We start from the raw sequence: 23,039 nt of genomic DNA, 5'->3' as shown, positions 1-23,039 counted from the left end.
AGCTGTAATAAGCCGATGCGATGGGATTTTGCGCAGATACTATTTGCATTTGGATTACTCTTGTTGCACTTTAATGGTGCGCGAACCCGATGATTTTTCTGGCTGGTGCGAATTAATGATGAATTTATGAATATATATTCATTTTTTATGTACTCACACGCAATTTTGGGGGAAAATACCCCTTAAACAACGGCATAAAAATTGCCCTGTACCTACATTCTAAAAAAATCGATGCGGAGCCAACGGTTACCGCACCACGGAGAAGCACATGAAAACCAAGATGAAAAAGCCTTTGGCACTGTCCGTACTGGCTGGCGCCATTGCTGGTGCATTGGCCTCTGCGCCAGTTTATGCCCAGGAATCCACCATTCCTGAAGAGTCCGACGTTGAGAAAGTCGTTGTAACCGGGTCGCGCATTGCCCGTGATACTAACCTGGCTGCACCATCACCGGTTCAGTCAGTGACTGCCGAAGACATCCAGATGTCCGGTGAGTTTTCTATCTCAGATGTCGTGAATGACATTCCCGCACTGTTTTCTTCCACCACGGCAGAATCGTCTATTGACGCAACTTCTCAGTTTTCTGCTGGTGCCAACGTACTTGATCTCCGTGGTATGGGCGAAAACCGTACCCTGACACTGGTCAACGGTCGCCGTCATGTTGGTGGCTTGCAAGGGTCCTCAGCTGTCGATGTGGGTTCAATTCCGGTTAAACTGATTCAGTCTGTTGAAGTTCTTACGGGCGGTGCTTCTGCGGTTTACGGTGCCGATGCGGTAACCGGTGTGGTTAACTTTATCATGAAGGACGACTACGAAGGTTTTGAAGTCGACATCAGTACAGGGTTGTCTTCCGAAGGTGACGGTCAACAAATCTCATTGTCTGGCCTGATGGGAACCAACTTCGACAATGACAGAGGTAACATTGCGCTTGCACTCGAATTCCAGAACGACGAAGGGGTAAGGGTTTCCGAGCGGGACAATGGCATGATCATCGGTTCTGCACGCGACTGGACCAACCCAGCGTTGCGTTTCCAGCAAGGGCAAATAGACCCTTCAACCATGCCTAACCTGGCGGAATATTACGATTACAATACCACCGGTTACATGAATTTTGGTTTGCCAAACCCGGGTCACGCAGGATTCTTGCGTAACTATATTGACGAATTTGGCCGCGCGCCCACGCTAACCCAGGCTGAAATCAACCTGCTGAACAGTGTTGAAGGTGTTGCTCCAAGAGCAGTACTGCCTTATCGCACATTCCCGTTCACTTCTGGCTATGGTTATATCCTTCCGGGTAACCCTTACACCTATGATGGTTTTGACGCTGGCACCAATATCGATCTTGACGGCAATGGTACGCCAGACTGTCTGGACTCTTTCTCCGGTTATAACAGCAGCTTTGCGCCGGCGGCGTTCGGATTGCTGGGCGGATGCTGGAATGTAACCGAAGATGGCACCTACCGTCCGATTCAGGATGGCCTGGTGGCCGGAAACTTTGAAGGCTTTGGTGGTGACTCCTACAATACCCTTCAGCAGCCGGAAGGCTATCTGATTCTGCCGAATGACAAACTTGCACTAAACCTGCTGGGTCACTATGACCTGACCGATTCCATGACATTGTTTGGTGAGCTAAAACTGGTTCGCCAGTCAACTGAAAACGAATCACAGCCTACTTCGTACTGGGATTTGCTGTTCGGAGCGGCGGATAACCCCTATTTGCCGGAATTCATTCAGCCTCTGGCGCAGGAAACCGGTGGTGTAACCATTACCATTGACCCAATTGGTGTTGGTAAAGGGCGCACTGAAACCGAGCGTGAAACACTGCGTGGTGTGATCGGCATCGAGGGTTATTTTGAAAACGGTTGGGATTACGAGCTTAGCCTGAACTATGGCAAGTTCACCCTGGAAACCCGTGGTGAGGAAGACAATGTGGTTGTTGACCGCTTCTTCTCGGCCATTGATGCGGTGATTGATCCGGCTACCGGTGATGCAACCTGTCGTGTGAACCTGGATGCCGATGCGCCACAAATCACCACGCCGTTTGACATTCCATCTTATGAGGCGGGTTACTTCTCCTTTACCCCTGGTGACGGCAGCTGTGTGCCACTGAATATCTGGGCGGGCAAAACCGGCGTTACCCAGGAAGCGATTGACTGGATAGTGCAGGACAGCTTCTACAAAACAGAACTGACTCAAACAGTGGTTAGCGGAAGCGTAGCCGGAGACTCTTCTGACTGGTTTGAAATGCCTTACGGCGCAGTTCTGTTTGCGTTTGGTGCTGAGTACCGTCAAGAGGAGTCTACCGCAGTATTTGATAACTGGCAGCTGGGTATCATTCCTGAAGGCGCTCCGTACGGCCCGGGCTCTTATGTTTCGGATCATTCCGGAAACAACTCTCTGGTGTTTCAGCCGTCAATTAAAACGTCTAATGAGCGCGGTGACTTCGACGTAATAGAAGCGTTTGTTGAAGCGTCCATTCCTCTGATTGAAGGCGAATTCCTGGCTGAAGAGCTGACATTGGACCTGGCAGCACGTTTTTCCGATTATTCGACGATTGGCGATACCTTCACCTGGAAAGCCAATGTCATGTATGCGCCATATGAAGATTTGCGTATTCGTTACTCTAAATCTCAGGCGGTACGTGCACCGAACATTAATGAGTTGTACGGCCCGGAAATTGGTACCACTTACCGCCCAACCGACCCATGTAATGCCAGTGTGATTGAAGGCATTCGTGGGAACGATCCGGCTAAGGCCGACCAGTTGGAAGCTAACTGCGTTGCAGACTTCGCCTCAATTGGCCTGGACCCATATGAAAATGGCGAATACGTGTATTCTGATCCTCTGTCAGCGGCATTCCCGGGTGTTACCGGTGGTAACCCGGACCTGCAGGAAGAAACAGCTGACACCACCACTATCGGTTTCGTATATCAGCCTGGCTTCCTGGAAGGGTTCTCAGTAACGCTGGATTACTGGAATATCGAAATTGATGATGCCATTGAAACCGTAACGTCCAATGACGTGGTTAACGGCTGTTACATGGGTGAAGCTCTGAATGAGAATTTCTGTAGCCAGTTCACTCGTAATACTGACAGCAATTCACCACAGTTTGGTGGCTTCAACTACCTGCGCACGGGCTCTATCAACTTCGCCAGCATCAAGACCGACGGTTACGATTTCTCGGTTGCCTATGACTTTGAAGTTGGCAAGCATGCGTTCAACGTCAAGGCTTCAGGCTCCAAAGTTGAGAAGCTGGATTACTACACCAACCCCAACAACCTGGAAGAGGTTAACCCGGAACTGGGTGAAGTTAATCGTCCTGAACTGGCGGGCAACATTTTCTTCAACTGGTCATTTGGCGATTTGAGTGTTGGCTGGCAAACCCAGTATATGGACGAGCAGCTGGTGCGCTTCGTTGAAATTGAAGATTATGAGCGTGGTGATTACGACGATTCCGTGGTTATGGATGAATTCTGGCAACATGATCTGAACGTTTCTTACGTGCTGAACGATACCGTAATGGTGTACGGCGGAGTGAAAAACGTGACGGACGAAGAGCCATTCCTGACCAACTTCGCGTATCCGGCCAGCCCGCGTGGCCGCTACTTCTTCCTTGGTATGGATATGAAAATCAACTAACTGGTGATTTTTAAGCAGAGATAGGGGCGGTCATAGGATCGCCCCTTTTTTATGCATGCCGGGGTTTGAAAAGACCCGACTGAACGGTTGCCAATGCCGCAAAGACGCATTACTCTCACTGGTCTAACCAGATGTGGAGAGCACTCGAATGTCCAAACCCAACCCGCTACGTCAGTTCGCAATAAAAGCCAATTCGTATCCCCATTGGCTTGGTCGCAGGCTGTTAACCTGGATGTTTCGCTATAAGGTAAAGCTTACCGGAACGGTAGGGCTTGAAATACTGCACACTGACCTGAAGTCTGTCACTTTCCGGCAAAGAAATTATAGAAAGGTTCAAAATCACATTGGCAGCGTGCATGCCGCTGGCATGGCATTGATGGCTGAATCGGCCAGCGGGTTTGTCGTAGGTGTAAACCTGCCCGGGGATAAACTGCCGTTAATCAAATCCATGCAACTGAATTATGTGAAGCGTGCCACCGGCGATATGCAGGCAAGCGCACGTTTGACCGACGGGCAAATCCACCAGATGCAAACCCAGGACAAGGGTGAAATCAGTGTAGAAGTGACCGTAACCGATGCGCAGAATATAGAACCTGTGGTATGTGAGATGATTTGGGCTTGGGTCCCCAAAAGATGACAGTTTGATGAACTCTTCCGGTCAGGTATTGAAAGCCGGATTTTTCTTTGACAGTCTCGATTTTTACAACTAATTCTTGGTTAGTCGTTGCACTCCGATGATTAAAATTAATCTCTTTCAGCCTGTGCGTGGTGCCATTGTGGTTGCAAAGAGGATTTGATACCAAGAGTATTTACAGGTGATGTCATGGCAAAATTTACCCGAGACATGTTATTGAAACGCCCCTTTGTTGATCGTAAACATTACCCCTACGGATTCGCCCGCTCGGGGGATTTCTCCATCAGTGAGAGCAAAGCCCTGACACAATACGGCAGTCTCATTGCCGCACTGGTTGATGGTGAATTGGGCCCCGACAATGACGTTGATCAGGGCTATCTTGAGTCGGCGCTTGGGCATCGAACTCCCCAGAGCGTTGAGGAGAAGGCATGGCTGAAATATCAAAGCCGCATCAACCGCCCGAAAGCAGCAAGTATTTATGGCAGCAAAAAGGCCGCGGTGGATGACGATGATGACGATATTCGTGATGACGATGATATTGAAATTGAAATCGATAGCCCTTAATCGCTAAATTGGGGATATTTTAATCTTCAAGGGTGCTATTTTAGTCTTTGTGTGAAATGTTCATCCTAAAAAAATCATATATAGGGATATGTATCTCACTTTTCTGTTTTTTGATGTTTAATCTTCCTAATACCTTCGCTATAGTCCGCCCTACAGGGTTTCAAGGTCGCTTCGGTGGAATCTAATCTGGACTTTTAAAGATTTAAAACGTACCGTGCTGCGTCAACCTTTTCGCATTCATACCATTGAAAAACAACAGGAGATATCACTGTGAAAATGATGTCGGGCGCCGCCATGGTGGTGGAAGCGCTGAAAGATGTAGGAGTTACACATGTGTTCGGTTACCCGGGTGGTGCCGTACTTGACATTTATGACGCGCTTTTTGCGCAGGACGATGTCAAGCATGTGCTCGTGCGTCATGAACAAGCGGCTGCCCATATGGCCGATGGCTATGCCCGGGCTACAGGTAAAACCGGTACCGTGCTGGTGACTTCCGGCCCGGGAGCGACCAATACCATTACGGGTATTGCTACCGCTTATATGGATTCAATTCCTATGGTTGTGTTGTCCGGTCAGGTGCCTTCGCAGCATATCGGCGAAGACGCTTTTCAGGAAACCGACATGGTCGGTTGTTCACGCCCTGTTGTTAAGCACAGCTTTTTGGTTAAACGTGCGGTGGACATTCCAGAAGCCATTGCCAAGGCCTACTACATTGCCAACACAGGCCGTCCAGGTCCGGTTGTGGTTGATTTGCCAAAAGATTTGGTTAATGTGCAGGATTCCCATCCGTATGTGTTCCCTACTGATGTCAGCATGCGTTCCTACAACCCCACCGAGCGCGGGCACAACAAGCAAATCCGCAAAGCGGTGGAAGCCCTGCTAAAGGCGGAACGGCCAATTCTTTACGTGGGTGGCGGTGCGATAGCATCCGAAGCATCCGACAGGGTTATTGAACTGGCGGAAAAGCTGCACGCTCCGGTGACCTGTACGCTTATGGGGTTGGGAGCGTTCCCGGGCACCCACAATCAGTTCGTTGGAATGCTGGGAATGCACGGTACTCTTGAAGCCAACAAGAGCATGCATAATGCCGATTGTATTCTGGCTCTGGGTGCGCGATTTGACGACCGTGTTACCAACAACGTCGCCAAGTTTTGTCCGCACGCGGATATCATTCATGTGGATATCGATCCGGCTTCCATTTCCAAAACCGTCAACGCTCACATTCCTGTTGTCGGCTCGGTAGATAAGGTACTGGAACAGATTCTTGAGCTGCTGGGCAACGAAGAACTGGCCGGGCAGCAGGAAAAGGTTCAGGACTGGTGGCAGCAAATAGGCCAGTGGCGCGAGCGCCAGTGCCTTCGCTACCAGCAGGAAGGCGAAGTAATCAAGCCTCAGCGGGTTATTGAAGCGCTGTACAAGCACACCAATGGTGAGGCCTACGTAAGCTCAGATGTGGGGCAGCATCAGATGTTTGCTGCGTTGTATTATCCATTTGCCAAGCCCCGTCAGTGGATCAACTCTGGTGGACTTGGGACAATGGGCTTTGGGCTGCCGGCCGCTATGGGCGTACAGTTTGCTCATCCGGAGGCCACATCGGTTGTGGTTACCGGTGACGGCAGTATCCAGATGAACATTCAGGAACTGTCGACCTGCCTGCAGTACAACCTGCCTATCAAGATCATTTCACTGAATAACCGCGCACTGGGCATGGTACGCCAGTGGCAGGATATGATTTATAAAGGCCGGCATTCTCACTCCTACATGGATTCGATGCCAGATTTTGTCAAACTGGCTGAAGCCTATGGTCACGTAGGTATTCGGGTTGAAAGCCTTGATCAGCTTGATGAGGCTATGGAGCGCTGTTTCAGTTATACCGATCGTCTGGTTTTCATGGACATTGCAGTTGACCAGAATGAACACGTGTACCCCATGCAGATCAAATTTGGGGCAATGGATGACATGCGCCTGAGCAAGACGGAGCGAACCTGATGAAGAGAATTATTTCAGTATTAATGGAAAACGCCCCTGGAGCCTTGTCCCGCATTGTTGGAGTCTTTTCCCAGCGCGGCTACAACGTTGACTCATTGTGCGTAGCACCCACAGACGATCCAAGCCTGTCAAGGCTGACCATCATCACCCATGGTGATGACAAGGTAATTGAGCAGATCACCAAGCAGGTGAATAAGCTTATTGATGTTCTGAAGGTGGTGGACTTAACCGAGGGGGCACACATTGAACGTGAGCTGATGCTTATCAAAGTGGCCACACGCAGTGAAGCGGTGCGAGCAGAAGTGAAGCGTAACAGTGACATTTTTCGGGGAAGTATTGTGGATGTGAATTCCGCAAATTATACCATTGAAATTACCGGTACTAGCGACAAACTGGATGCGTTTGCTGCCACCATGAGTCAGTGTACCGAGATCATTGAGTCTTCCAGAACCGGTGTGTGTGGTTTGGCTCGTGGGGAGCGGGCACTTCGCCCCTGATCATCAAGAACCGTGTTTCTTCAATACCAAAGCCGGCCGAGTGCCGGCTTTGTCGTATCCTGCCCCCTCAAATTTCACTGCGCGGCTGAATGTCAGGGTCAGCTGTCTTTACCGTAATGGGCCTCTACCCTTAAAGCTACGCCGTAGGACGGTTCGAAAGATTCATCCCGCAGCCACAATACAAAGGGTTCTACCTCAAAGAATAACCACTCACGAAGCGGATTTGTGCGCCAGCGAAAGCTGGCGTAAACCTTATCCAGATTCCAGTTGGGTTGCGACAATCCTTCGGTGTACAGGGTGTAGATAGCGGCCGATTCCTGGGTCAGCACCTGCAGATGCTGTAACTCATGGCGCCACAGCCAGTCATTGGTGATATCACGAAAGTAGAAGCGGTTGTTAAAGCGGAACACATTGTCTGACTGGGTCACGTACTGAATGTCGCCGCCCAGCTCGCTTCCCCAGTGATCCCGGGTGTAATAGTAGGCTTCGGCGTCGTAAAGCAGTGACCAGGCCTGGTTGATGGCCAGGCTGTCGCGATATCGGGTTTTGGTGTAAAGCTGGTCTCTGCGCCCTGCACCCACACGGAATGACAACTTTGAATCTTCCCGCCGCTTGAAACGTAACGCTACCGTAGCGTTGTCGCTTCGGGTGAGTGATTGGTCCCGAACGGCGTCCAGACTGTCTTCATCGGCAAACTCTTCGTTGTCGCTGAGCAGCAGGTCGACACGGTTCTTCAGTGATGGCAGCTGGACCCGAATACGGAACCGCAGCTTCACCTCGCTCATATCCCGGGAACGGGGCTCCCAGCCCAGCCTGATGCGCCCTTCCGCACGGGCGTTCTGGTAAGCTTCGCTGCCTTCAAGGGCAAAGAAACTGTCCAGTTGCTGAACGGTGTAGTCCATCGAATTCGTCAGGCCCTGTTGCCAGTTGTCGAACCAGCTTGGAGAAGGCTGTAACACGTCCGCCTGGTCCTGTGCCTGATCAGTCTGCGCATGTGGCGCCTGTTGCCGAAAGGTCAAACCTTGCTGATCAAAAATGAACGTGGAACAGAAAAGCAGGTAGCTACACAGCATGTATTCGAAGAGAGCGAAAATGCGTCATGAATTCAAGCATGCAGCCTTCTTGCAGGCAGGTCAAATCAACAGGCTCAAAAATGGGCGGATATTTTTTGCAGGATGTTTCACCAATACCAAATTATCTGATGAAAGCTTCCGCTGGCGGTGGCATACTGTTCGCCTTGATGTTTAGGAGGATGTTATGGGCGGTATTAGCATTTGGCAGCTGTTGATCATATTGGTGATCGTTGTTTTGCTGTTTGGTACCAAGCGGTTAAAGAGTATTGGTTCTGATTTGGGTGGTGCAGTGAAGGGTTTCAAAAAAGCCGTTACTGAAGAGGAAGACGCCGATTTTCAGGAAAACAAGCGGGTTGAAAGTAAAACTGCAGACCAGTCACCTGTACAGGGTGAATCGCTGAAAACGGAAAGTGAAACAAAAGAAAAACCCTGATGTTTGACATTGGCTTTTGGGAAATACTGGTTATTGGGGTTTTGGCGCTACTGGTGCTGGGGCCGGAACGCTTGCCTGGGGCAATGCGTTCAACCATAAAAACCGTCCGCAGTGTGCGCAACATGGCCTCTGGTTTCAAGCAGGAGGTTGAGCATCAGTTACGGGTTCATGAGTTACATGAAAATCTCAAAAAGGCCGAACAGAAGGGGTTGAAAGACCTGTCTCCCGAGTTGCAACAGAGTGTCGATGAACTGAAAAGTGCCGCCAGTTCTGTGCAGGAACCCTACAAAAAAAAATAAATGTCTGAAGCAAACAGCTTAATTTCTCATCTGATAGAATTGCGCAGCCGCATTCTGAAAGCGTTACTGAGTGTTCTGATCGTATTTTTGTGCCTGGCCTATTTTGCCCAGGACCTGTATCAGTGGCTGGCAAAGCCGTTGCTGGATGCGTTGCCGGACAACTCATCGATGATTGCAACGGATGTGGCGTCGCCATTTTTTGCACCGTTTAAACTGACGCTGGTACTGTCTTTCTTCATCGCTATTCCTTACGTGTTGTATCAGGTGTGGGCGTTTGTTGCCCCAGGCCTGTATCGCAATGAGAAGCGGCTGGTGGCACCCTTGCTGTTTTCCAGTACCCTGCTGTTTTACACCGGAATGGCGTTCGCCTACTTCGTGGTGTTTCCATTGGCGTTCGCATTTTTCACCAGTGTTGCGCCAGCCGGGGTAACTGTCGCAACAGACATTTCCAGTTACCTGAATTTTGTCCTCAAGCTGTTTTTCGCCTTTGGGGTGTCGTTTGAAATTCCCATCGCGATCATTCTGATGTGTTGGACCGGGGTTACCGATGCTAAAAGTTTGCGCGCTAAGCGCCCTTACGTCGTTGTGGGAGCGTTTATAATTGGCATGCTGCTAACGCCGCCGGATGTCATTTCCCAGACGCTGCTGGCAGTTCCCATGTGGATACTGTTTGAAGTGGGGGTCATTATTGGCGGTCTGTACGCAAACCGTAATGATGACGAGGCCGAAGACGATGCCTCGCGCCCAACGGTGTGATGCCGGGGCCTATCCTGTACAAAGTTCAATAACAAAAAGGAATCACAATGAAGTACAAAGCCCTGTTAGTGTGCTGTGGACTTACATGGTGTGTACCTGCCATGTTGAATGCTGCAACACTGGAGCAGTCACTGAGTCAGTGTAGCGCTGAGAATGATAGCCTGAAACGCCTTTTGTGCTACGACAGGCTGGCTGAATCACTGAATCAGAACCAGCTCCAGCTCCAGCCGTCGAAAGGCTCTGAAAACCCTCCTGTTGTTGCTGTGCCGCCCAAAACCGAAGCCCAGGTAAATTCTCCGAAAGTTGCCTCTTCGGGGCAGGAAATTGCTTTTGGCCTGGAACACAAGCAGGCGCCCAAGGTCGACCAGGATGAGCGTCTGTATGGCAAAATTACAAAACTCAGCGAAACTCCCTATGATAAGTACATCATTACGCTGGATAATGGTACTGTCTGGACGCAAACTGACAGCAGTCCGCTCAGGCTTAAAGTGGGAGATCAGGTCTACGTAGAACGGGGTATGCTGGGGGCATTTTACCTCTCTACCGACAAGGTCAAGCGCAGGATAAAAGTCGTACGGGAGGAATAAATGCAATGGTTTGATGCTGGAGTCAATTTACTGGATAACAGGTTGGCTCCCAGGGAAACCTTGCTTGAAGCGCACCAGGCCGGTGTAAACCGGATGTGTGTTATTACTACCCAACCCAAAGAATGGCGGCTGGCTGAACAGCTTTACCAACAGTATCCCGAGAGTTTGTGTTACACCGTTGGAGTGCACCCTCATTGTGCCCGGCTGGTAACAGATGCTGATTTTGATGCGTTAAGAATTGCCGCCGGGAAGCCTGGTGTAGTGGCCATCGGTGAGTGCGGGCTCGATTTCAATCGTAATTTTTCGCCCCAGGATACCCAGCTTAAGGTGTTTGAGCGTCAGCTTGAACTGGCGGCAGAATTGAATATGCCGGTCTATTTGCACGAGCGGGATGCATTCGATACTCAACTGGCCTGTCTGAACAACGTTCGGGGTGAACTCGCCTCTGGCATTGCGCATTGCTTTACGTCACATCAGCAGCACATGCAGGCTTATCTGGAATTGGGCTTGCACATTGGTATTACGGGCTGGATCTGTGACCCGAAGCGCGGTGAACAATTACGCCAGGCATTGCCGTTTTTGCCCATCGAAAAACTGATTCTGGAAACGGATGCCCCCTATCTGTATCCAAAAAATCGCAAGCCCAGAACATCGAACAATCAGCCAGCGTATTTGCCTTTTATTGCTCAAACGGTAGCTGAAATCAAGAATCTGTCAGTGGAACAATTAAGCCAGCACAGCTATGCCAATACCTGTTTGCTGTTCGGGCTGGGGCAATAACCACTGATGCAGTTAAATTCGATTACCAGTCGCCGTTACGATGTTTGGCTGTTGGCAATTACCGCAGCAGTGATAGCGTTTTTTGTGGTGGTGATGCATCAGTATGCTCCGGCGCAGCAGCACTATGCAGAGATATCCCAACTTCGTTTTGTGAGTGATCCCGACGGCCGGTTTGATGCCCGGCAACTCATGGGGGACAGCTCGATAGACTGGCAACCAGCGGCAAATCCGGTCAACCTTGGTATGCATGACCACCCCTATTGGTTTCGCTTCAGTTTGCCCGCCTCCTTGCCGGAGCATGACGCGGACCTGCTGGAGATCAATTATCCGTTACTGGACAATATTGATGTTACCTTCTATTCCCGAGGAAACCCTGCGCCGCTTGCGCACAAAAGACTGGGGGATAATCTGCCATTTGCATATCGGGAAATCGCTCATGAAAGTCATATTGTTGAGGTTCCGCGCAGCGAAGCTCCAATCGAAGTGTTAATGAGGGTAAAAACTTCCGGGACGATTAAGCTGCCTCTTCGCCTGTGGAAAGAGCAGGTGTTTATCGAGTATACCTCGCAGCACAATTTACTGATGGGGATGTTTTTCGGAGTGCTCATGGCCATTGGCCTGAGCAACGGTTTTTTCTTCCTCACTACCCGCAACCTAAGTTTTCTTGTTTATGCCGGTTACGTTTTTTCCATGATGCTGACACTCGCCGTGCTGCACGGTCAGGCATACGCGCATTTGTGGCCAGCCCAGGTTTGGTTCCAGGGCAGGGCGGTTGTCATTTTTGCCAATACAACCATAATGTTTGCCGTGTTGTTTACCAATCGCCTGTTGCAGGTCGATCAGCATAGCCGACTGGTATCACGGCTGCTTACCTTAATCAGTCTGCTTTTCCTGGGTAATATCCTGCTCAGCCTGGTGTTGCCGTATGCCTATGTGATCAAGATTTTTCTGGTTATGCTCAGCACGGTAGTGGTCTTCATATTGTCCGTAAGCGTCTGGCTGGCAATGAAGGGCAATGTGCTGGCCCGTTATCATGCGTTTGCCTGGTCGATTCTTCTGTTGAGTGGCCTGACAGCAAGCTTTGATAATTTCAATCTGATTGCCTTTCCTGTGCCTTCCACTTACCTGCTCATCCTGGGCGCGGCAGTAGAGACGTTACTGCTTACCCTGGTGCTTGCCATCAGTTACAGCCACAATCAGGAAGAGAAAACCGATGCGCAGAACAAGGCTCTTGAGCAGGAAAAGCAGGCACTGGATGCGCAGGCCGAGCTAATGAGTGTTCAGCAGCAGTACCAGGCTGAGCTTGAATATCAGGTGGGAGAGCGAACGCTGGAACTTGAAATTGCACTCAGGGAGCTTTCTGAAGCCAACCGGGAGCTGGAAAACCTGAATACCATTGACTCCCTCACCGGTATTCGCAACCGGCGTCATTTTGACAAACGCCTGCAGGCAGAAGCCCGTTTGAGCCGGCGCGAACAGACACCGCTTAGCCTCGTCATGGTGGATATCGACCATTTCAAGCAAATTAATGATCGTTATGGTCATGCGACTGGCGATGCGTGTTTACGCCATGTGGCGAAGTTACTACCAGGCATTTTGAAACGTCCTACAGACGATGTCTGTCGGTATGGCGGTGAAGAATTTGCTATTATTCTGCCCAATACCGAGCTGGAAGGGGCAACCCAACTGGTTGATCAGATCCGCGCAACGATCGAGGCAACACCGGTGATTGTTGATGGCCATCCGGTCAGTATGACCCTCAGCGCCGGGGTGGGGACCACAATTGTTGGTTATGACGAGCAGGAACTGGCATTACTCAAACTTGCCGACCGAATGCTGTACGCTGCCAAACAAGGTGGCAGAAACCAGGTTCACGGCCAATTTTTAACATCAGGACAGGATACATGATTCATTCTTCTTTCCCCGCCCGGCGCATGCGCCGCCTGCGTGCTCAGGATGCTTTGAGGGATATGGTCGCCGAGCATCAACTTACCGTGAAGGATTTGATTTATCCTGTGTTTGTGTTGCCCGGAGAAAGGCTGCGTGAAGCCGTGCCTTCGATGCCGGGGGTTGAGCGATTGTCGGTAGATTTGTTGTTGGAGCAGGCCGAGGAGTGGGTGGATTTGGGGATCCCGGCCCTGGCCCTGTTCCCGGTAACGCCAATGAACCTTAAATCAGAGTGTGCCAGTGAAGCGTTTAATCCTAACGGTCTGGCGCAGCAGGCGCTGCGGGCATTGAAAAGCCGTTTTCCACAACTGATGCTGATGTCTGACGTGGCGCTGGATCCCTTTACGTCCCACGGACAGGATGGTCTGGTGGATGAATCAGGTTATGTGGTTAACGATGCTACAGTGGACGTGCTGGTCAGGCAGGCCCTGTCTCATGCCCAGGCAGGGGCAGATATTGTTGCCCCTTCTGACATGATGGACGGCCGAATCGGTGCCATTCGTAACGCGCTGGAAGAAGCCGGTTTCGTGAACACCTGCATAATGGCCTATGCCGCCAAATACGCTTCCGCTTACTACGGGCCTTTTCGTGATGCGGTGGGTTCTGCGGCCAATATCAAGGGTGGGAACAAGAAAACCTATCAGATGGACCCAGCCAACAGCGATGAAGCCTTGCATGAAATTGCGCTGGATATTCAGGAAGGAGCCGATATGGTGATGGTAAAACCGGGTATGCCCTATCTCGATGTAGTTCGACGCTGTAAGGATGAACTCAGGGTACCAACCTTTGCCTATCAGGTCAGCGGTGAATATGCCATGCACCAGGCGGCGTTTGCCAATGGCTGGCTGAACGAAGAGGCGGTCATACTGGAATCATTGCTGGCCTTTAAGCGTGCCGGCGCCGATGGCATTCTGACCTATTTCGCGCCTCAGGCGGCACGATTACTTAAATCATAAGAAGTTGTTGCTACAGAACTTGTCAGGCGCAGGTCTGGGATGTCGTGGCTTAATCGCTGTGGTTCAGGAAAGTCATTTCGGGGGAGTTTAGCTGCAAACCAGTTCCCAACCGGCTTTGTGCTGCAACCAGGCTTCGTTGGCCAGTTCGGCATTGATCAGTGGGTGGGCCTTGAGCCACCCGTCCGGGAAATTCAGGGACCAGTGGTTTCCATTTACCGTCAGTTTCACTTCCGGCACATGTTTGTTTTGACGTCTGAGGCACAGTACCACCGAGATCCTCAGCACCCGAAGCAAACCCTCGAGCATGGGGCGTACTTCGTCGTGGTAATGTTCAAACACATTGCTGTTGATAGTAAGGCGGTGGCTGCGCACCAAATCCCGTATTCCGGCTCTCTGTAGCCGTGTAAAACCTGGCAGATCAATGTAGGTTAATATGTAAGCACCGTGTTCATGATGCTTTTTATATTCAATGTGCAGACCGATTTCGTGCAGAGTGGCCGCCGCTCCCAACACCGCCTCAGTGTCCAGATGGCAAATGCTGGCCTGCGCGCACATTTGGTGACACAGTTTCAGTGCCACGGTTCGCACGGATTCGGCGTGATGTTTGTCGATGTGATACCTGGCCATTGCCTGATTCAGGCTTTGCTGTCGACGATCATTTTCCTGTGTGTTGTCGAGCATGCCGTAAATCAAACCCTCTCTCAGGGCACCACCGGAAATGTTCATTGTGTCGATTTCCAGGCGCTCAAACAGGCTGATCAGAATAGCCAATCCACTTGGGAAGATGGGCTTTCTGGATTCTTCCAGGCCTTCGATGTCGAGTTGTTCCAACTCCGCACAGGCAACGCACTGTTGCTCCAGGGCGTGAAGGTAATCCAGACGGATAGCGTCGCTGATGCCCTGCGTGACCAGTATTTCGGTAATGGCCTGAGGGGTACCGGAAGCGCCCAGACAGTTTTGCCAGTCGAAGCATAAAAATGACTCAGCCACTGAATCCAGCAGTGCGTGAGCCGCCGCCTTGGCGCTGGCGAAATTCTGTTCACTCAGGTGCCCGTTCTGAAAGTAGCGCTCCATAAAGGTCACACATCCCATATCAAGGCTGACCAGATGGATAGGCTGCATGTCATTGCCAATGATGATTTCAGTGCTGGCACCACCAATGTCAATAACCAGTGAATTACCCTGGTTGGCAGAGGTGTAGGCGACGCCAAGATAGATCTGGCGTGCTTCTTCTTCACCACTGATCACTTCAAGCTTGTGACCCAGAATCTGCTCCGCTTTCTTGATAAAAACCTGGGCATTGGTGGCAAGTCTGAGAGTTGCGGTGGCAACGACCCGTATGTTTGAGGCAGGGATGTCCTGAAGCCGTTCCGAAAACGTCTGCAGGCATTGCCAGCCTCTTTCCATACTAATGTCGTCGAGCGCCATATGTTCATCCAAGCCGGCAGCCAGGCGGACTTTCTGCTTTATCTTGCCGATGATTTGCACACTGCCGTTGACCACATGAACGACGACCATATGGAAGCTGTTCGAACCCAGATCAACGGCGGCGTAATATTCGCCTTGGATTACGGGGGATGGCTGACGCTCTGGCTGCATTATCAGGACTTCTGGTTTCCTGAAGGCTTACCGCGGCCTCTGCTGCTGCGCCCTCGACGGGACGAGTTGCGGTCATTCGGCGTACGGCTGCGCTTGCGGGCCTTGGGCGGTGTTACGTCATCCAGCAATGCTGTGCGATCATAATCGGTTACCGGAATGGCGTGCTGAATGTACTGCTCGATGTCTGGCAGGTTTAGCGCATATTTCTCACAGGCAAAACTGATGGCGTGCCCGCTTTTCCCTGCACGGCCGGTACGACCAATACGGTGAACGTAGTCTTCAGCATCATCGGGCAAATCATAGTTAAATACATGCGACACCTTGTCGATGTGCAGGCCCCGGGCAGCAACGTCGGTAGCAACCAGTATATCGAGCTTGTCTTCACTGAAATCTTTCAGAATGGAAAGGCGTTTTTTCTGCGGCACGTCGCCACTCAATAGGCCCACCCGATGACCATCGGTGCTGAGCCAGTCATGGACTCTCTCGCAGGCGTGTTTTGTATTGGCGAAAACAATGGCTTTCTCCGGCCATTCTTCTTCCAGCAGGGTAAGCAGAAGAAGCATCTTGTCGTCGTCGGAGGGATAGAACAATTCTTCCTTTACCCGGCTGGCGGTTTTTTGTTCCGGCTCAATTTGCACATGGGTGGGGTTATTCATGTGCTCGTATGCCAGCTCCTGCACCCTATAGCTCAGGGTTGCGGAAAACAGCATACTCAGGCGCTCTGTTGCCGGAGGCATGCGCCGGAACAAATAGCGGATGTCCTTGATAAAGCCGAGGTCAAACATTCTGTCGGCTTCGTCGAGTACCGCAACCTGAATGTTTTTCAGGCTGAATACGTTCTGTTTGTAGTAATCCAGTATGCGCCCGGTAGTACCAATAATAATATCTACGCCCTGTTCGAGTACTTCGCGTTGACTTTGGTAACCCTCACCCCCATATATGAGGCCAAGTGATAAGCCGGTGTGTTCACTGAGCAGCTTGGCGTCATTATATATTTGTACAGCAAGTTCACGGGTTGGTGCCATAATAATGGCTCTTGGTCCGGGTGACGAAGCGCCTTCTTCGGCACTTTGCTGGCTGAGCAGATAGTGGAAAGTGGCGACAAGAAACGCAATGGTTTTGCCGGTTCCGGTTTGTGCCTGACCCGCAATATCCAGACCTTCCAGCAGTGGAGGCAGAGACAATGCCTGAATTGGCGTGCAGTGAGTAAAATTCGCTGCCGTTAGCGCATCAATGACTTTGGTATTGATCGGCAGATCAGAAAAGTGAGTTTCGGTTAAGTGAGTAGTTTGCATAGCTTATAGCTTATCTGTGCTTGCATTAAAAAACAGTTTCTATATAACACTTATGGTAGAGCTGAGACAAATCAGCGACAGACCAAATTACGGAGAAAAGAATGAGCGACAAAATTATCCAGTTAACTGATGATAAGTTCGAAGCAGATGTTATCAATGCTGACGGTCCTGTGCTGGTTGACTTCTGGGCAGAGTGGTGTGGCCCGTGTAAAATGATCGCACCAATTCTAGAAGAAATTGCGAACGAGTTTGAAGGCAAATTAACAGTTGGCAAGCTGAATGTCGATGAAAATAACGAAACGCCACCCAAATACGGTATCCGTGGCATTCCTACCCTGTTATTGTTCAAAGGCGGTAACGTCGCCGCGACCAAGGTTGGTGCCCTGTCAAAAACTCAACTGGCTGAGTTTCTGAACGAAAACCTATAATTCGAATTGAGTAAAAAAACCCGGTCGGAAGTGACCGGGTTTTTTAGTTTATTCCCCTGGTAGTGGCATGCATTAAGCAAATCTGAACGTCTTTTAAAATTTTTTTAACATTTTCTGATTAAAACGCTGGACCAAAGACAATTATGGTGCTAACGTTTTGATTGCTCCCATCTGAGCACCGTTCTGCTGGCCCACATCTGGGCGTAAATAAACCTATTCAATCATGTAGTGACTATTAAGTCTCATAAGCGAAGTTCAAGCACAAAGACCCACCAGTATGAATTTAACTGAACTCAAGAATAAACCAATCAGCGAATTGGTTGCCCTGGCCGAAGAAATGGGCCTGGAAAACATGGCGCGAGCCAGAAAGCAAGACATCATCTTCTCCATTCTCAAAGCCCACGCAAAAAGCGGTGAAGACATTTTTGGAGACGGTGTACTGGAGATCCTCCAGGACGGCTTTGGCTTTTTGCGATCGGCCGATTCTTCCTATCTGGCTGGCCCCGACGATATTTATGTTTCACCCAGCCAGATAAGACGATTCAATCTGCGTACTGGTGACACGATTTCCGGCAAAATCCGCCCACCCAAAGACAGTGAACGCTATTTTGCCCTGCTGAAAATCCGCGAAGTCAACTTCGACAAACCTGAAAACTCCCGCAACAAGATCCTGTTTGAGAACCTTACACCACTGCATGCAGCGTCCCGCTTGCGCATGGAGCGTGGTAATGGTTCAACCGAGGATATTACTGCGCGGGTGCTGGATTTGGCATCACCTATTGGCAGAGGCCAGCGTGGTTTGATTGTGGCACCGCCTAAAGCGGGTAAAACCCTGTTACTTCAGAACATTGCCCAATCGATTGCCGCAAATCACCCCGAATGTGAACTGATGGTGTTGCTGATTGACGAGCGTCCTGAAGAGGTGACCGAGATGCACCGTCTGGTGCAGGGCGAAGTGGTTGCATCAACATTCGACGAACCGGCCAGCCGCCACGTTCAGGTCGCTGAGATGGTAATCGAAAAGGCAAAACGTCTGGTTGAACACAAAAAAGACGTGGTGATTCTGCTGGACTCCATTACCCGTCTGGCCCGCGCTTACAATACCGTTATTCCATCTTCCGGTAAGGTACTGACCGGTGGTGTTGACGCCAATGCCCTGCATAAACCGAAGCGTTTCTTCGGTGCTGCCCGTAACGTTGAGGAAGGCGGCAGCCTGACCATCATTGCCACAGCGCTGATCGATACCGGTTCCAAAATGGATGAAGTTATCTACGAAGAGTTCAAGGGCACCGGTAACATGGAACTGCACCTGAACCGCAAGATTGCTGAGAAGCGTGTTTTCCCTGCAATTGACTTCAACCGCTCAGGAACCCGCCGTGAAGAGTTGCTGACCAATCAGGACGAGCTGCAGAAAATGTGGATCCTGCGTAAGATTGTGCACGAAATGTCAGAAATCGACGCCATGGAGTTCCTGATCAACAAGCTTGCCATGACCAAGACCAATGATGAGTTCTTCGACGCCATGAAGCGTCAAAAGGGCTAATCCACTGACGGCCAGCAACAGCCTGATGGCCGTTGCTGGCATACGTCGAATTTGTCTCAAATCCCCTGCTTTATTCGCGTTTCTGTTTGTATCACCTGCTGTGGTGAGATGATCAGGAAACTCGTATCAGTCTGTCTATACTTTAATCAATCTTAAATCTGGCCATTACAGGTCACCGGCAGGAGATTGGCATGGCAGACAGTGTTCCTCACAGCCAGCAAAATCCCGTATTTTCCTCACTATCGGTAACCCGACAACAGGCAAGAATCCGTGACGGATTGCAGTCCATGCTGGCACCAGCCGACATAAAATTAAACGGAGAGCGCCCCTGGGATCCCCAAGTCCAGAATCCACGCTTTTACGACCGTCTGTGTCGTCAGGGCAGTTTGGGTGCCGGCGAGAGCTATATGGACGGTGATTGGGAATGCCAGCAACTGGATGAGTTTGTCAGCCGGGTTCTGAGCGTGCAGTTTGACCAGCGCCTGCAGAATAAATGGGTCTACATCAGAAATCGCCTGCTGGGCAAATTGTGCAATTTGCAAAGCTGCACGCGGGCGTGGCAGGTAGGGGAGCAGCATTATGACGTTGGCAACAACCTCTACCAGGCCATGCTGGACAAAACCATGGCTTATTCATGTGGATACTGGCAAAAGGCCAGAGACCTCTACCAGGCTCAGGTGGCCAAACTGGACCTGATATGCCAGAAATTGTATCTCAGGCCAGGCGAAAACGTGCTCGACATCGGCTGTGGCTGGGGAAGTTTTGCCCAATATGCCGCAGAGCATTATGGGGTTAATGTAACCGGAGTGACCATTTCCCGCGAACAACAGGTATTGGCCCTGCAGCGCTGTGCCGGATTGCCGGTTAACATTGAGTTGCAGGATTACCGCAGCTTGAAGGGGGAATTCGACAAGCTGGTATCGATTGGGATGTTTGAACATGTAGGGCCAAAAAATTACCCTATTTACATGCAAACTGCCTGCGATCTTATGGCTGAAGACGGCATATTTGTTTTGCATACTATCGGCTCAGATGCCACCCGAAAATGCACCGATCCCTGGATCCACAAATACATCTTTCCCAACGGAGCGATCCCCTCGTTGCGGGAAATCAGCGCAGCTGCCGAGCCCTATTTTGTGATTGAAGATGTGCACAACTTCGGCCCCGATTACGATAGAACCCTGATGGCCTGGCACAACAACTTCAGTCTTGCCTGGCCCAGCCTGAAAAGTGGCTATTCAGAACGTTTCTTCAGGATGTGGAGTTATTACCTGAAGTCTTGCGCAGGGGCATTTCGCTGCCGTAATCTTCAGTTGTTTCAGGTGGTTTTGCGTAAAAAGTTGCGCCCTTTGCCACGCTACACCTGCCGTTAAGGAAGCTATTGTTGCAGCTTGGAATTGGCCGCAAGGTCATTTACTCTGAATATTCTCACATCACGTATGGAAGCCAACGTTATGCAGCGCACATTGCTGGTCACAAGTTTGTTGTTACTCCCGTTATTTAGTCACGCCCAAAGCCAGGTCGATGAGCTGGCCGATGCCCTGGAGCCTCAGGTGATTGAATGGCGACATCACCTTCATCAGTATCCCGAGCTGTCCAACCGGGAATTCAAAACCGCGGAATACATAGCCAGCTACCTGAACGGGTTGGGTCTGGATGTGACTACCGGGGTAGCCAGAACAGGGGTGGTTGCCATACTGGACAGTGGTAAGCCAGGGCCGGTTGTCGCACTGCGTGCCGATATGGATGGTCTGCCTGTTCCAGAGCAAAACGATTTGCCCTACAGGTCGGTGCAAACTGGCGAGTTTAATGGCCAGACAGTACCTGTAATGCATGCCTGTGGGCACGATACCCATATGGCGATGCTGATGGGGGCGGCGAAAATCCTAACTGATATGAAGGATCAGCTGTCCGGCAAAGTAAAATTCATATTTCAGCCAGCCGAAGAGGGGGCGCCTGCGGGAGAAAAAGGCGGGGCTGAAATCATGGTTCAGGAAGGGGTACTTAAAAGCCCGGATGTTGACGTGATATTCGGTTTGCATATCAGTGCCAATGCCGATGTGGGGACCGTGCGCTATCAGCCGGGTGGCACAATGGCTGCAGTAGACCCGTTTAAAATTGTCATCAAAGGCAAACAGGCACACGGTGCCTACCCCTGGAAAAGTGTTGACCCGGTGGTAACCGCCGCACAGATGATTATGGGGCTACAAACCATTGTCAGCCGTGAAGTTCGCGTGATAGACGATGCGGCTGTAGTTTCTGTGGGCTCAATCCATGGAGGCAACCGCTCCAACATAATTCCCAGCGAAGTGGAATTGGTGGGCACCATACGTACCCTTGATAAAGACGCCCGCGAACTCATTTATGAAGCCATGCATCGGAAGGTTAAGGGCATTGCAGAGAGTATGCGGGCTGAGGCAGAACTAACCCTGCCGCTGGACTACAACTATCCGATTACCTACAACGACCCGGCGCTGACAGCAACCATGCTGCCAACCTTGGAGCGCACCGCTGGAAAGGAAAATACGATTCTGGCCAAAGCTGTTACCGGTGCGGAAGATTTTTCCTTTTTTCAGGAACAGGTGCCGGGGTTGTACCTTTGGGTAGGCGGTAAGCCGTTGGATGTTCCAGAGGCTGACTCACCGGCCCATCATACTCCTGAGTTCTATGTTGACGATGAAGGTATGAAACTGGGCGTGCGTTTGCTTACCAATCTTACTCTGGATTATATGCAGCAAAACTGATCAGGCCTTCGAGTCGGTTCAGAGTGTGGTTACTCGCTAGAGCTGTGAAATGCGACAAAAACGGCCGTGGAATGCTCTATTGGCTATGTTCCTCGGCACCTGATTTTCGCCCTACCCACCGCAACACAGAGTAGCCCAAAATGGCTGAAACCAGCGAGCCTGCGAGGATCCCCACCCGTTCGTCAAACATACGGTTGACGCCGGTTTGTTCAAAAGCCAGCGCGCCGATAAACAAACTCATGGTAAATCCAACGCCACACAAGAGGGCGCACCCGTATATATGCCTGAAAGAAAGGTCGTCAGGCAGGCGCGTCAGCTTGAGTTTGACGGCCAGCCAGCAGAAGCCGAACACCCCGATTTGTTTGCCTACTACCAGGCCGAGAAAAATCCCGAAGGTGACCGGGTGGAATATGCCTTGCGGACTGATGCTGGAGAACGTAATACCGGCATTTGCAAAGGCAAAAACAGGCACGATGGCATAACTCACAGCAGGATTAAGGCTGTGTTCCAGCTCAAGAACTGGAGAATGTTTCGGATTGCTGCGGTTACGCATTGGAATGAAAGCCGCCAGGACCACGCCGGCCAATGTGGCGTGCACGCCGGATTTCAGCATGGCAACCCACAAAACCAGCCCTACCAGCAGGTAGGAAGGCAAATCAACCACATTTCTTCGGTTCATCCACCACAATATGGGCAAGCACACTGCGGCCACAATTAAAGCGGTTTCAGTGATGTTGTCGGTGTAAAACAGGGCAATAATTACAATTGCACCAATGTCATCGATGATTGCCAGTGTCACCAGAAAGATTTTCAGGCTGGGCGGTACCTTGTTGCCCAGCAGGGAAAGAATGCCCAAGGCAAAGGCAATGTCGGTGGCAGCGGGAATTGCCCAGCCGGACATGGCAACGCTGTCTCCCCAGTTAACCCAAACGTACAAACAGGCAGGTAGCGCCATGCCGCCAATTGCCCCTGATGCGGGCAACACAATGTCTTTTGGGTTGGAAAGCTCCCCTTCGCAAACTTCCCGTTTGAGCTCCAGGCCTACAAGAAAAAAGAAGATCGCCATCAGGCCATCATTAATCCAAAGCAGCAGAGGCTTATCAATACTCCAGGAGCCAGCCGCCACCACGACAGGAACACTGATGAGTTGATCGTACAGATAATCCAGTGGTGAATTGGCGATGACCAGAGCCAGAACAGCAGCAAGAATAAGCAGCAAACCAGCAATGGTTTCCCGTTTCAGGAAATCACTTATCAGGGGCGTACTCAACCTCATTC

At 50.8% G+C, this 23,039-nt stretch carries 20 protein-coding genes; 16 read left to right on the top strand and 4 right to left on the bottom strand.

The features are described 5' to 3' along the window. Positions 1 to 268 precede the first annotated feature (268 nt). From DXV75_RS06670 to ilvN, 5 genes are all read left to right on the top strand, one after another. Entirely contained in the window at positions 269 to 3,637 is a 3,369-nt protein-coding gene (locus DXV75_RS06670) for a TonB-dependent receptor domain-containing protein (protein WP_245953139.1), read from the top strand. A gap of 148 nt (positions 3,638 to 3,785) precedes the next feature. Then, complete coding sequence (locus tag DXV75_RS06665) at positions 3,786 to 4,274, top strand: DUF4442 domain-containing protein (RefSeq protein ID WP_115592618.1); 489 nt, start codon at positions 3,786 to 3,788, stop codon at positions 4,272 to 4,274. 186 nt (positions 4,275 to 4,460) lie between these two features. Further along, positions 4,461 to 4,835, top strand: coding sequence for a MaoP family protein (locus tag DXV75_RS06660; protein ID WP_115592617.1), 375 nt, complete (start codon positions 4,461 to 4,463; stop codon positions 4,833 to 4,835). Positions 4,836 to 5,105: 270 nt separating this feature from the next. After that, on the top strand, positions 5,106 to 6,824 hold the full coding sequence (locus DXV75_RS06655; protein ID WP_115592616.1) for an acetolactate synthase 3 large subunit: 1,719 nt from the start codon (positions 5,106 to 5,108) through the stop codon (positions 6,822 to 6,824). Beyond that, positions 6,824 to 7,321 carry an acetolactate synthase small subunit gene (gene ilvN, locus DXV75_RS06650; protein ID WP_115592615.1) on the top strand — a complete coding sequence of 166 codons (498 nt, stop codon included), beginning with the start codon at positions 6,824 to 6,826 and terminating at the stop codon, positions 7,319 to 7,321. The genes DXV75_RS06655 and ilvN overlap by 1 nt, the downstream gene beginning before the upstream one ends. Positions 7,322 to 7,419: 98 nt before the next feature. Here the strand turns inward: ilvN and DXV75_RS06645 are convergent, their stop codons facing one another. Continuing rightward, positions 7,420 to 8,340: a hypothetical protein gene (locus DXV75_RS06645; protein ID WP_147291804.1), complete on the bottom strand. Its 921-nt coding sequence runs from the start codon at positions 8,338 to 8,340 to the stop codon at positions 7,420 to 7,422. A 238-nt stretch (positions 8,341 to 8,578) separates the two neighbouring features. Here DXV75_RS06645 and tatA point away from each other — a divergent pair, with 238 nt between their 5' ends. The 7 genes from tatA to hemB are packed head-to-tail and all read left to right on the top strand — an operon-like array spanning position 8,579 to position 14,152. Beyond that, positions 8,579 to 8,827, top strand: coding sequence for a Sec-independent protein translocase subunit TatA (gene tatA / locus DXV75_RS06640; RefSeq protein ID WP_115592613.1), 249 nt, complete (start codon positions 8,579 to 8,581; stop codon positions 8,825 to 8,827). Further along, the gene (gene tatB / locus DXV75_RS06635) at positions 8,827 to 9,126 is read left to right on the top strand and encodes a Sec-independent protein translocase protein TatB (protein WP_115592612.1); all 300 of its coding nucleotides are present in this window, start codon (positions 8,827 to 8,829) and stop codon (positions 9,124 to 9,126) included. The genes tatA and tatB overlap by 1 nt, the downstream gene beginning before the upstream one ends. Further along, the gene (tatC, locus tag DXV75_RS06630) at positions 9,127 to 9,882 is read left to right on the top strand and encodes a twin-arginine translocase subunit TatC (protein ID WP_115592611.1); all 756 of its coding nucleotides are present in this window, start codon (positions 9,127 to 9,129) and stop codon (positions 9,880 to 9,882) included. Between the two features lie 47 nt (positions 9,883 to 9,929). Beyond that, entirely contained in the window at positions 9,930 to 10,469 is a 540-nt protein-coding gene (locus tag DXV75_RS06625) for a hypothetical protein (protein ID WP_115592610.1), read from the top strand. After that, positions 10,470 to 11,249 (top strand): TatD family hydrolase, encoded by a 780-nt coding sequence (locus DXV75_RS06620; protein WP_115592609.1) that lies wholly within the window; start codon positions 10,470 to 10,472, stop codon positions 11,247 to 11,249. 6 nt (positions 11,250 to 11,255) lie between these two features. Continuing rightward, positions 11,256 to 13,157, top strand: a complete 1,902-nt coding sequence (locus DXV75_RS06615) for a sensor domain-containing diguanylate cyclase (RefSeq protein WP_115592608.1) — start codon at positions 11,256 to 11,258, stop codon at positions 13,155 to 13,157. Further along, positions 13,154 to 14,152 carry a porphobilinogen synthase gene (gene hemB / locus DXV75_RS06610; RefSeq protein ID WP_181898372.1) on the top strand — a complete coding sequence of 333 codons (999 nt, stop codon included), beginning with the start codon at positions 13,154 to 13,156 and terminating at the stop codon, positions 14,150 to 14,152. Before DXV75_RS06615 ends, hemB begins: the two co-directional genes overlap by 4 nt. An 87-nt stretch (positions 14,153 to 14,239) precedes the next feature. Here the strand turns inward: hemB and DXV75_RS06605 are convergent, their stop codons facing one another. Together DXV75_RS06605 and rhlB are read right to left on the bottom strand one after the other, a co-directional pair. Next, a complete protein-coding gene (locus DXV75_RS06605; protein WP_115592607.1) occupies positions 14,240 to 15,751 on the bottom strand; it encodes a Ppx/GppA phosphatase family protein in 1,512 nt (503 codons plus the stop codon). A 2-nt stretch (positions 15,752 to 15,753) separates the two neighbouring features. Further along, positions 15,754 to 17,046, bottom strand: a complete 1,293-nt coding sequence (gene rhlB / locus DXV75_RS06600) for an ATP-dependent RNA helicase RhlB (protein ID WP_115592606.1) — start codon at positions 17,044 to 17,046, stop codon at positions 15,754 to 15,756. 101 nt (positions 17,047 to 17,147) lie between these two features. Here rhlB and trxA point away from each other — a divergent pair, with 101 nt between their 5' ends. The 4 genes from trxA (at position 17,148) to DXV75_RS06580 (ending at position 21,761) form a co-directional block, all read left to right on the top strand. Beyond that, positions 17,148 to 17,474 (top strand): thioredoxin TrxA, encoded by a 327-nt coding sequence (gene trxA, locus DXV75_RS06595; protein WP_115592605.1) that lies wholly within the window; start codon positions 17,148 to 17,150, stop codon positions 17,472 to 17,474. A 277-nt stretch (positions 17,475 to 17,751) separates the two neighbouring features. Next, a complete protein-coding gene (rho, locus tag DXV75_RS06590) occupies positions 17,752 to 19,017 on the top strand; it encodes a transcription termination factor Rho (protein ID WP_115592604.1) in 1,266 nt (421 codons plus the stop codon). A gap of 191 nt (positions 19,018 to 19,208) precedes the next feature. Then, positions 19,209 to 20,390 carry a cyclopropane fatty acyl phospholipid synthase gene (gene cfa / locus DXV75_RS06585; protein WP_115592603.1) on the top strand — a complete coding sequence of 394 codons (1,182 nt, stop codon included), beginning with the start codon at positions 19,209 to 19,211 and terminating at the stop codon, positions 20,388 to 20,390. A gap of 81 nt (positions 20,391 to 20,471) precedes the next feature. Then, positions 20,472 to 21,761, top strand: a complete 1,290-nt coding sequence (locus tag DXV75_RS06580) for an amidohydrolase (RefSeq protein WP_115592805.1) — start codon at positions 20,472 to 20,474, stop codon at positions 21,759 to 21,761. Positions 21,762 to 21,837: 76 nt separating this feature from the next. On the opposite strand, the gene nhaA is transcribed toward DXV75_RS06580, so the two are convergent. Beyond that, positions 21,838 to 23,037 (bottom strand): Na+/H+ antiporter NhaA, encoded by a 1,200-nt coding sequence (gene nhaA / locus DXV75_RS06575; protein WP_115592602.1) that lies wholly within the window; start codon positions 23,035 to 23,037, stop codon positions 21,838 to 21,840. Positions 23,038 to 23,039 lie beyond the last annotated feature (2 nt).

The organism is Alteromonas aestuariivivens (genome assembly GCF_003367475.1).
GTDB classification, from domain to species: Bacteria; Pseudomonadota; Gammaproteobacteria; order Enterobacterales; family Alteromonadaceae; genus Alteromonas; species Alteromonas aestuariivivens.
The sequence above is the reverse complement of the archived record's forward strand: the minus strand, read 5'-3'. Positions and strand labels throughout refer to the sequence as shown.

What these genes read in the sequence shown, in the direction of transcription:
- cfa (WP_115592603.1), top strand. Translation starts at nt 19,209, where the DNA reads ATGGCAGACAGTGTTCCTCACAGCCAGCAAAATCCCGTATTTTCCTCA.
- nhaA (WP_115592602.1), bottom strand. Translation starts at nt 23,037, where the DNA reads ATGAGGTTGAGTACGCCCCTGATAAGTGATTTCCTGAAACGGGAAACC.
- trxA (WP_115592605.1), top strand. Translation starts at nt 17,148, where the DNA reads ATGAGCGACAAAATTATCCAGTTAACTGATGATAAGTTCGAAGCAGAT.
- tatC (WP_115592611.1), top strand. Translation starts at nt 9,127, where the DNA reads ATGTCTGAAGCAAACAGCTTAATTTCTCATCTGATAGAATTGCGCAGC.
- DXV75_RS06620 (WP_115592609.1), top strand. Translation starts at nt 10,470, where the DNA reads ATGCAATGGTTTGATGCTGGAGTCAATTTACTGGATAACAGGTTGGCT.
- DXV75_RS06625 (WP_115592610.1), top strand. Translation starts at nt 9,930, where the DNA reads ATGAAGTACAAAGCCCTGTTAGTGTGCTGTGGACTTACATGGTGTGTA.
- DXV75_RS06660 (WP_115592617.1), top strand. Translation starts at nt 4,461, where the DNA reads ATGGCAAAATTTACCCGAGACATGTTATTGAAACGCCCCTTTGTTGAT.
- rhlB (WP_115592606.1), bottom strand. Translation starts at nt 17,046, where the DNA reads ATGCAAACTACTCACTTAACCGAAACTCACTTTTCTGATCTGCCGATC.
- DXV75_RS06670 (WP_245953139.1), top strand. Translation starts at nt 269, where the DNA reads ATGAAAACCAAGATGAAAAAGCCTTTGGCACTGTCCGTACTGGCTGGC.
- tatA (WP_115592613.1), top strand. Translation starts at nt 8,579, where the DNA reads ATGGGCGGTATTAGCATTTGGCAGCTGTTGATCATATTGGTGATCGTT.
- DXV75_RS06580 (WP_115592805.1), top strand. Translation starts at nt 20,472, where the DNA reads ATGCAGCGCACATTGCTGGTCACAAGTTTGTTGTTACTCCCGTTATTT.
- tatB (WP_115592612.1), top strand. Translation starts at nt 8,827, where the DNA reads ATGTTTGACATTGGCTTTTGGGAAATACTGGTTATTGGGGTTTTGGCG.
- rho (WP_115592604.1), top strand. Translation starts at nt 17,752, where the DNA reads ATGAATTTAACTGAACTCAAGAATAAACCAATCAGCGAATTGGTTGCC.
- DXV75_RS06665 (WP_115592618.1), top strand. Translation starts at nt 3,786, where the DNA reads ATGTCCAAACCCAACCCGCTACGTCAGTTCGCAATAAAAGCCAATTCG.
- DXV75_RS06605 (WP_115592607.1), bottom strand. Translation starts at nt 15,751, where the DNA reads ATGCAGCCAGAGCGTCAGCCATCCCCCGTAATCCAAGGCGAATATTAC.
- ilvN (WP_115592615.1), top strand. Translation starts at nt 6,824, where the DNA reads ATGAAGAGAATTATTTCAGTATTAATGGAAAACGCCCCTGGAGCCTTG.
- DXV75_RS06615 (WP_115592608.1), top strand. Translation starts at nt 11,256, where the DNA reads ATGCAGTTAAATTCGATTACCAGTCGCCGTTACGATGTTTGGCTGTTG.
- hemB (WP_181898372.1), top strand. Translation starts at nt 13,154, where the DNA reads ATGATTCATTCTTCTTTCCCCGCCCGGCGCATGCGCCGCCTGCGTGCT.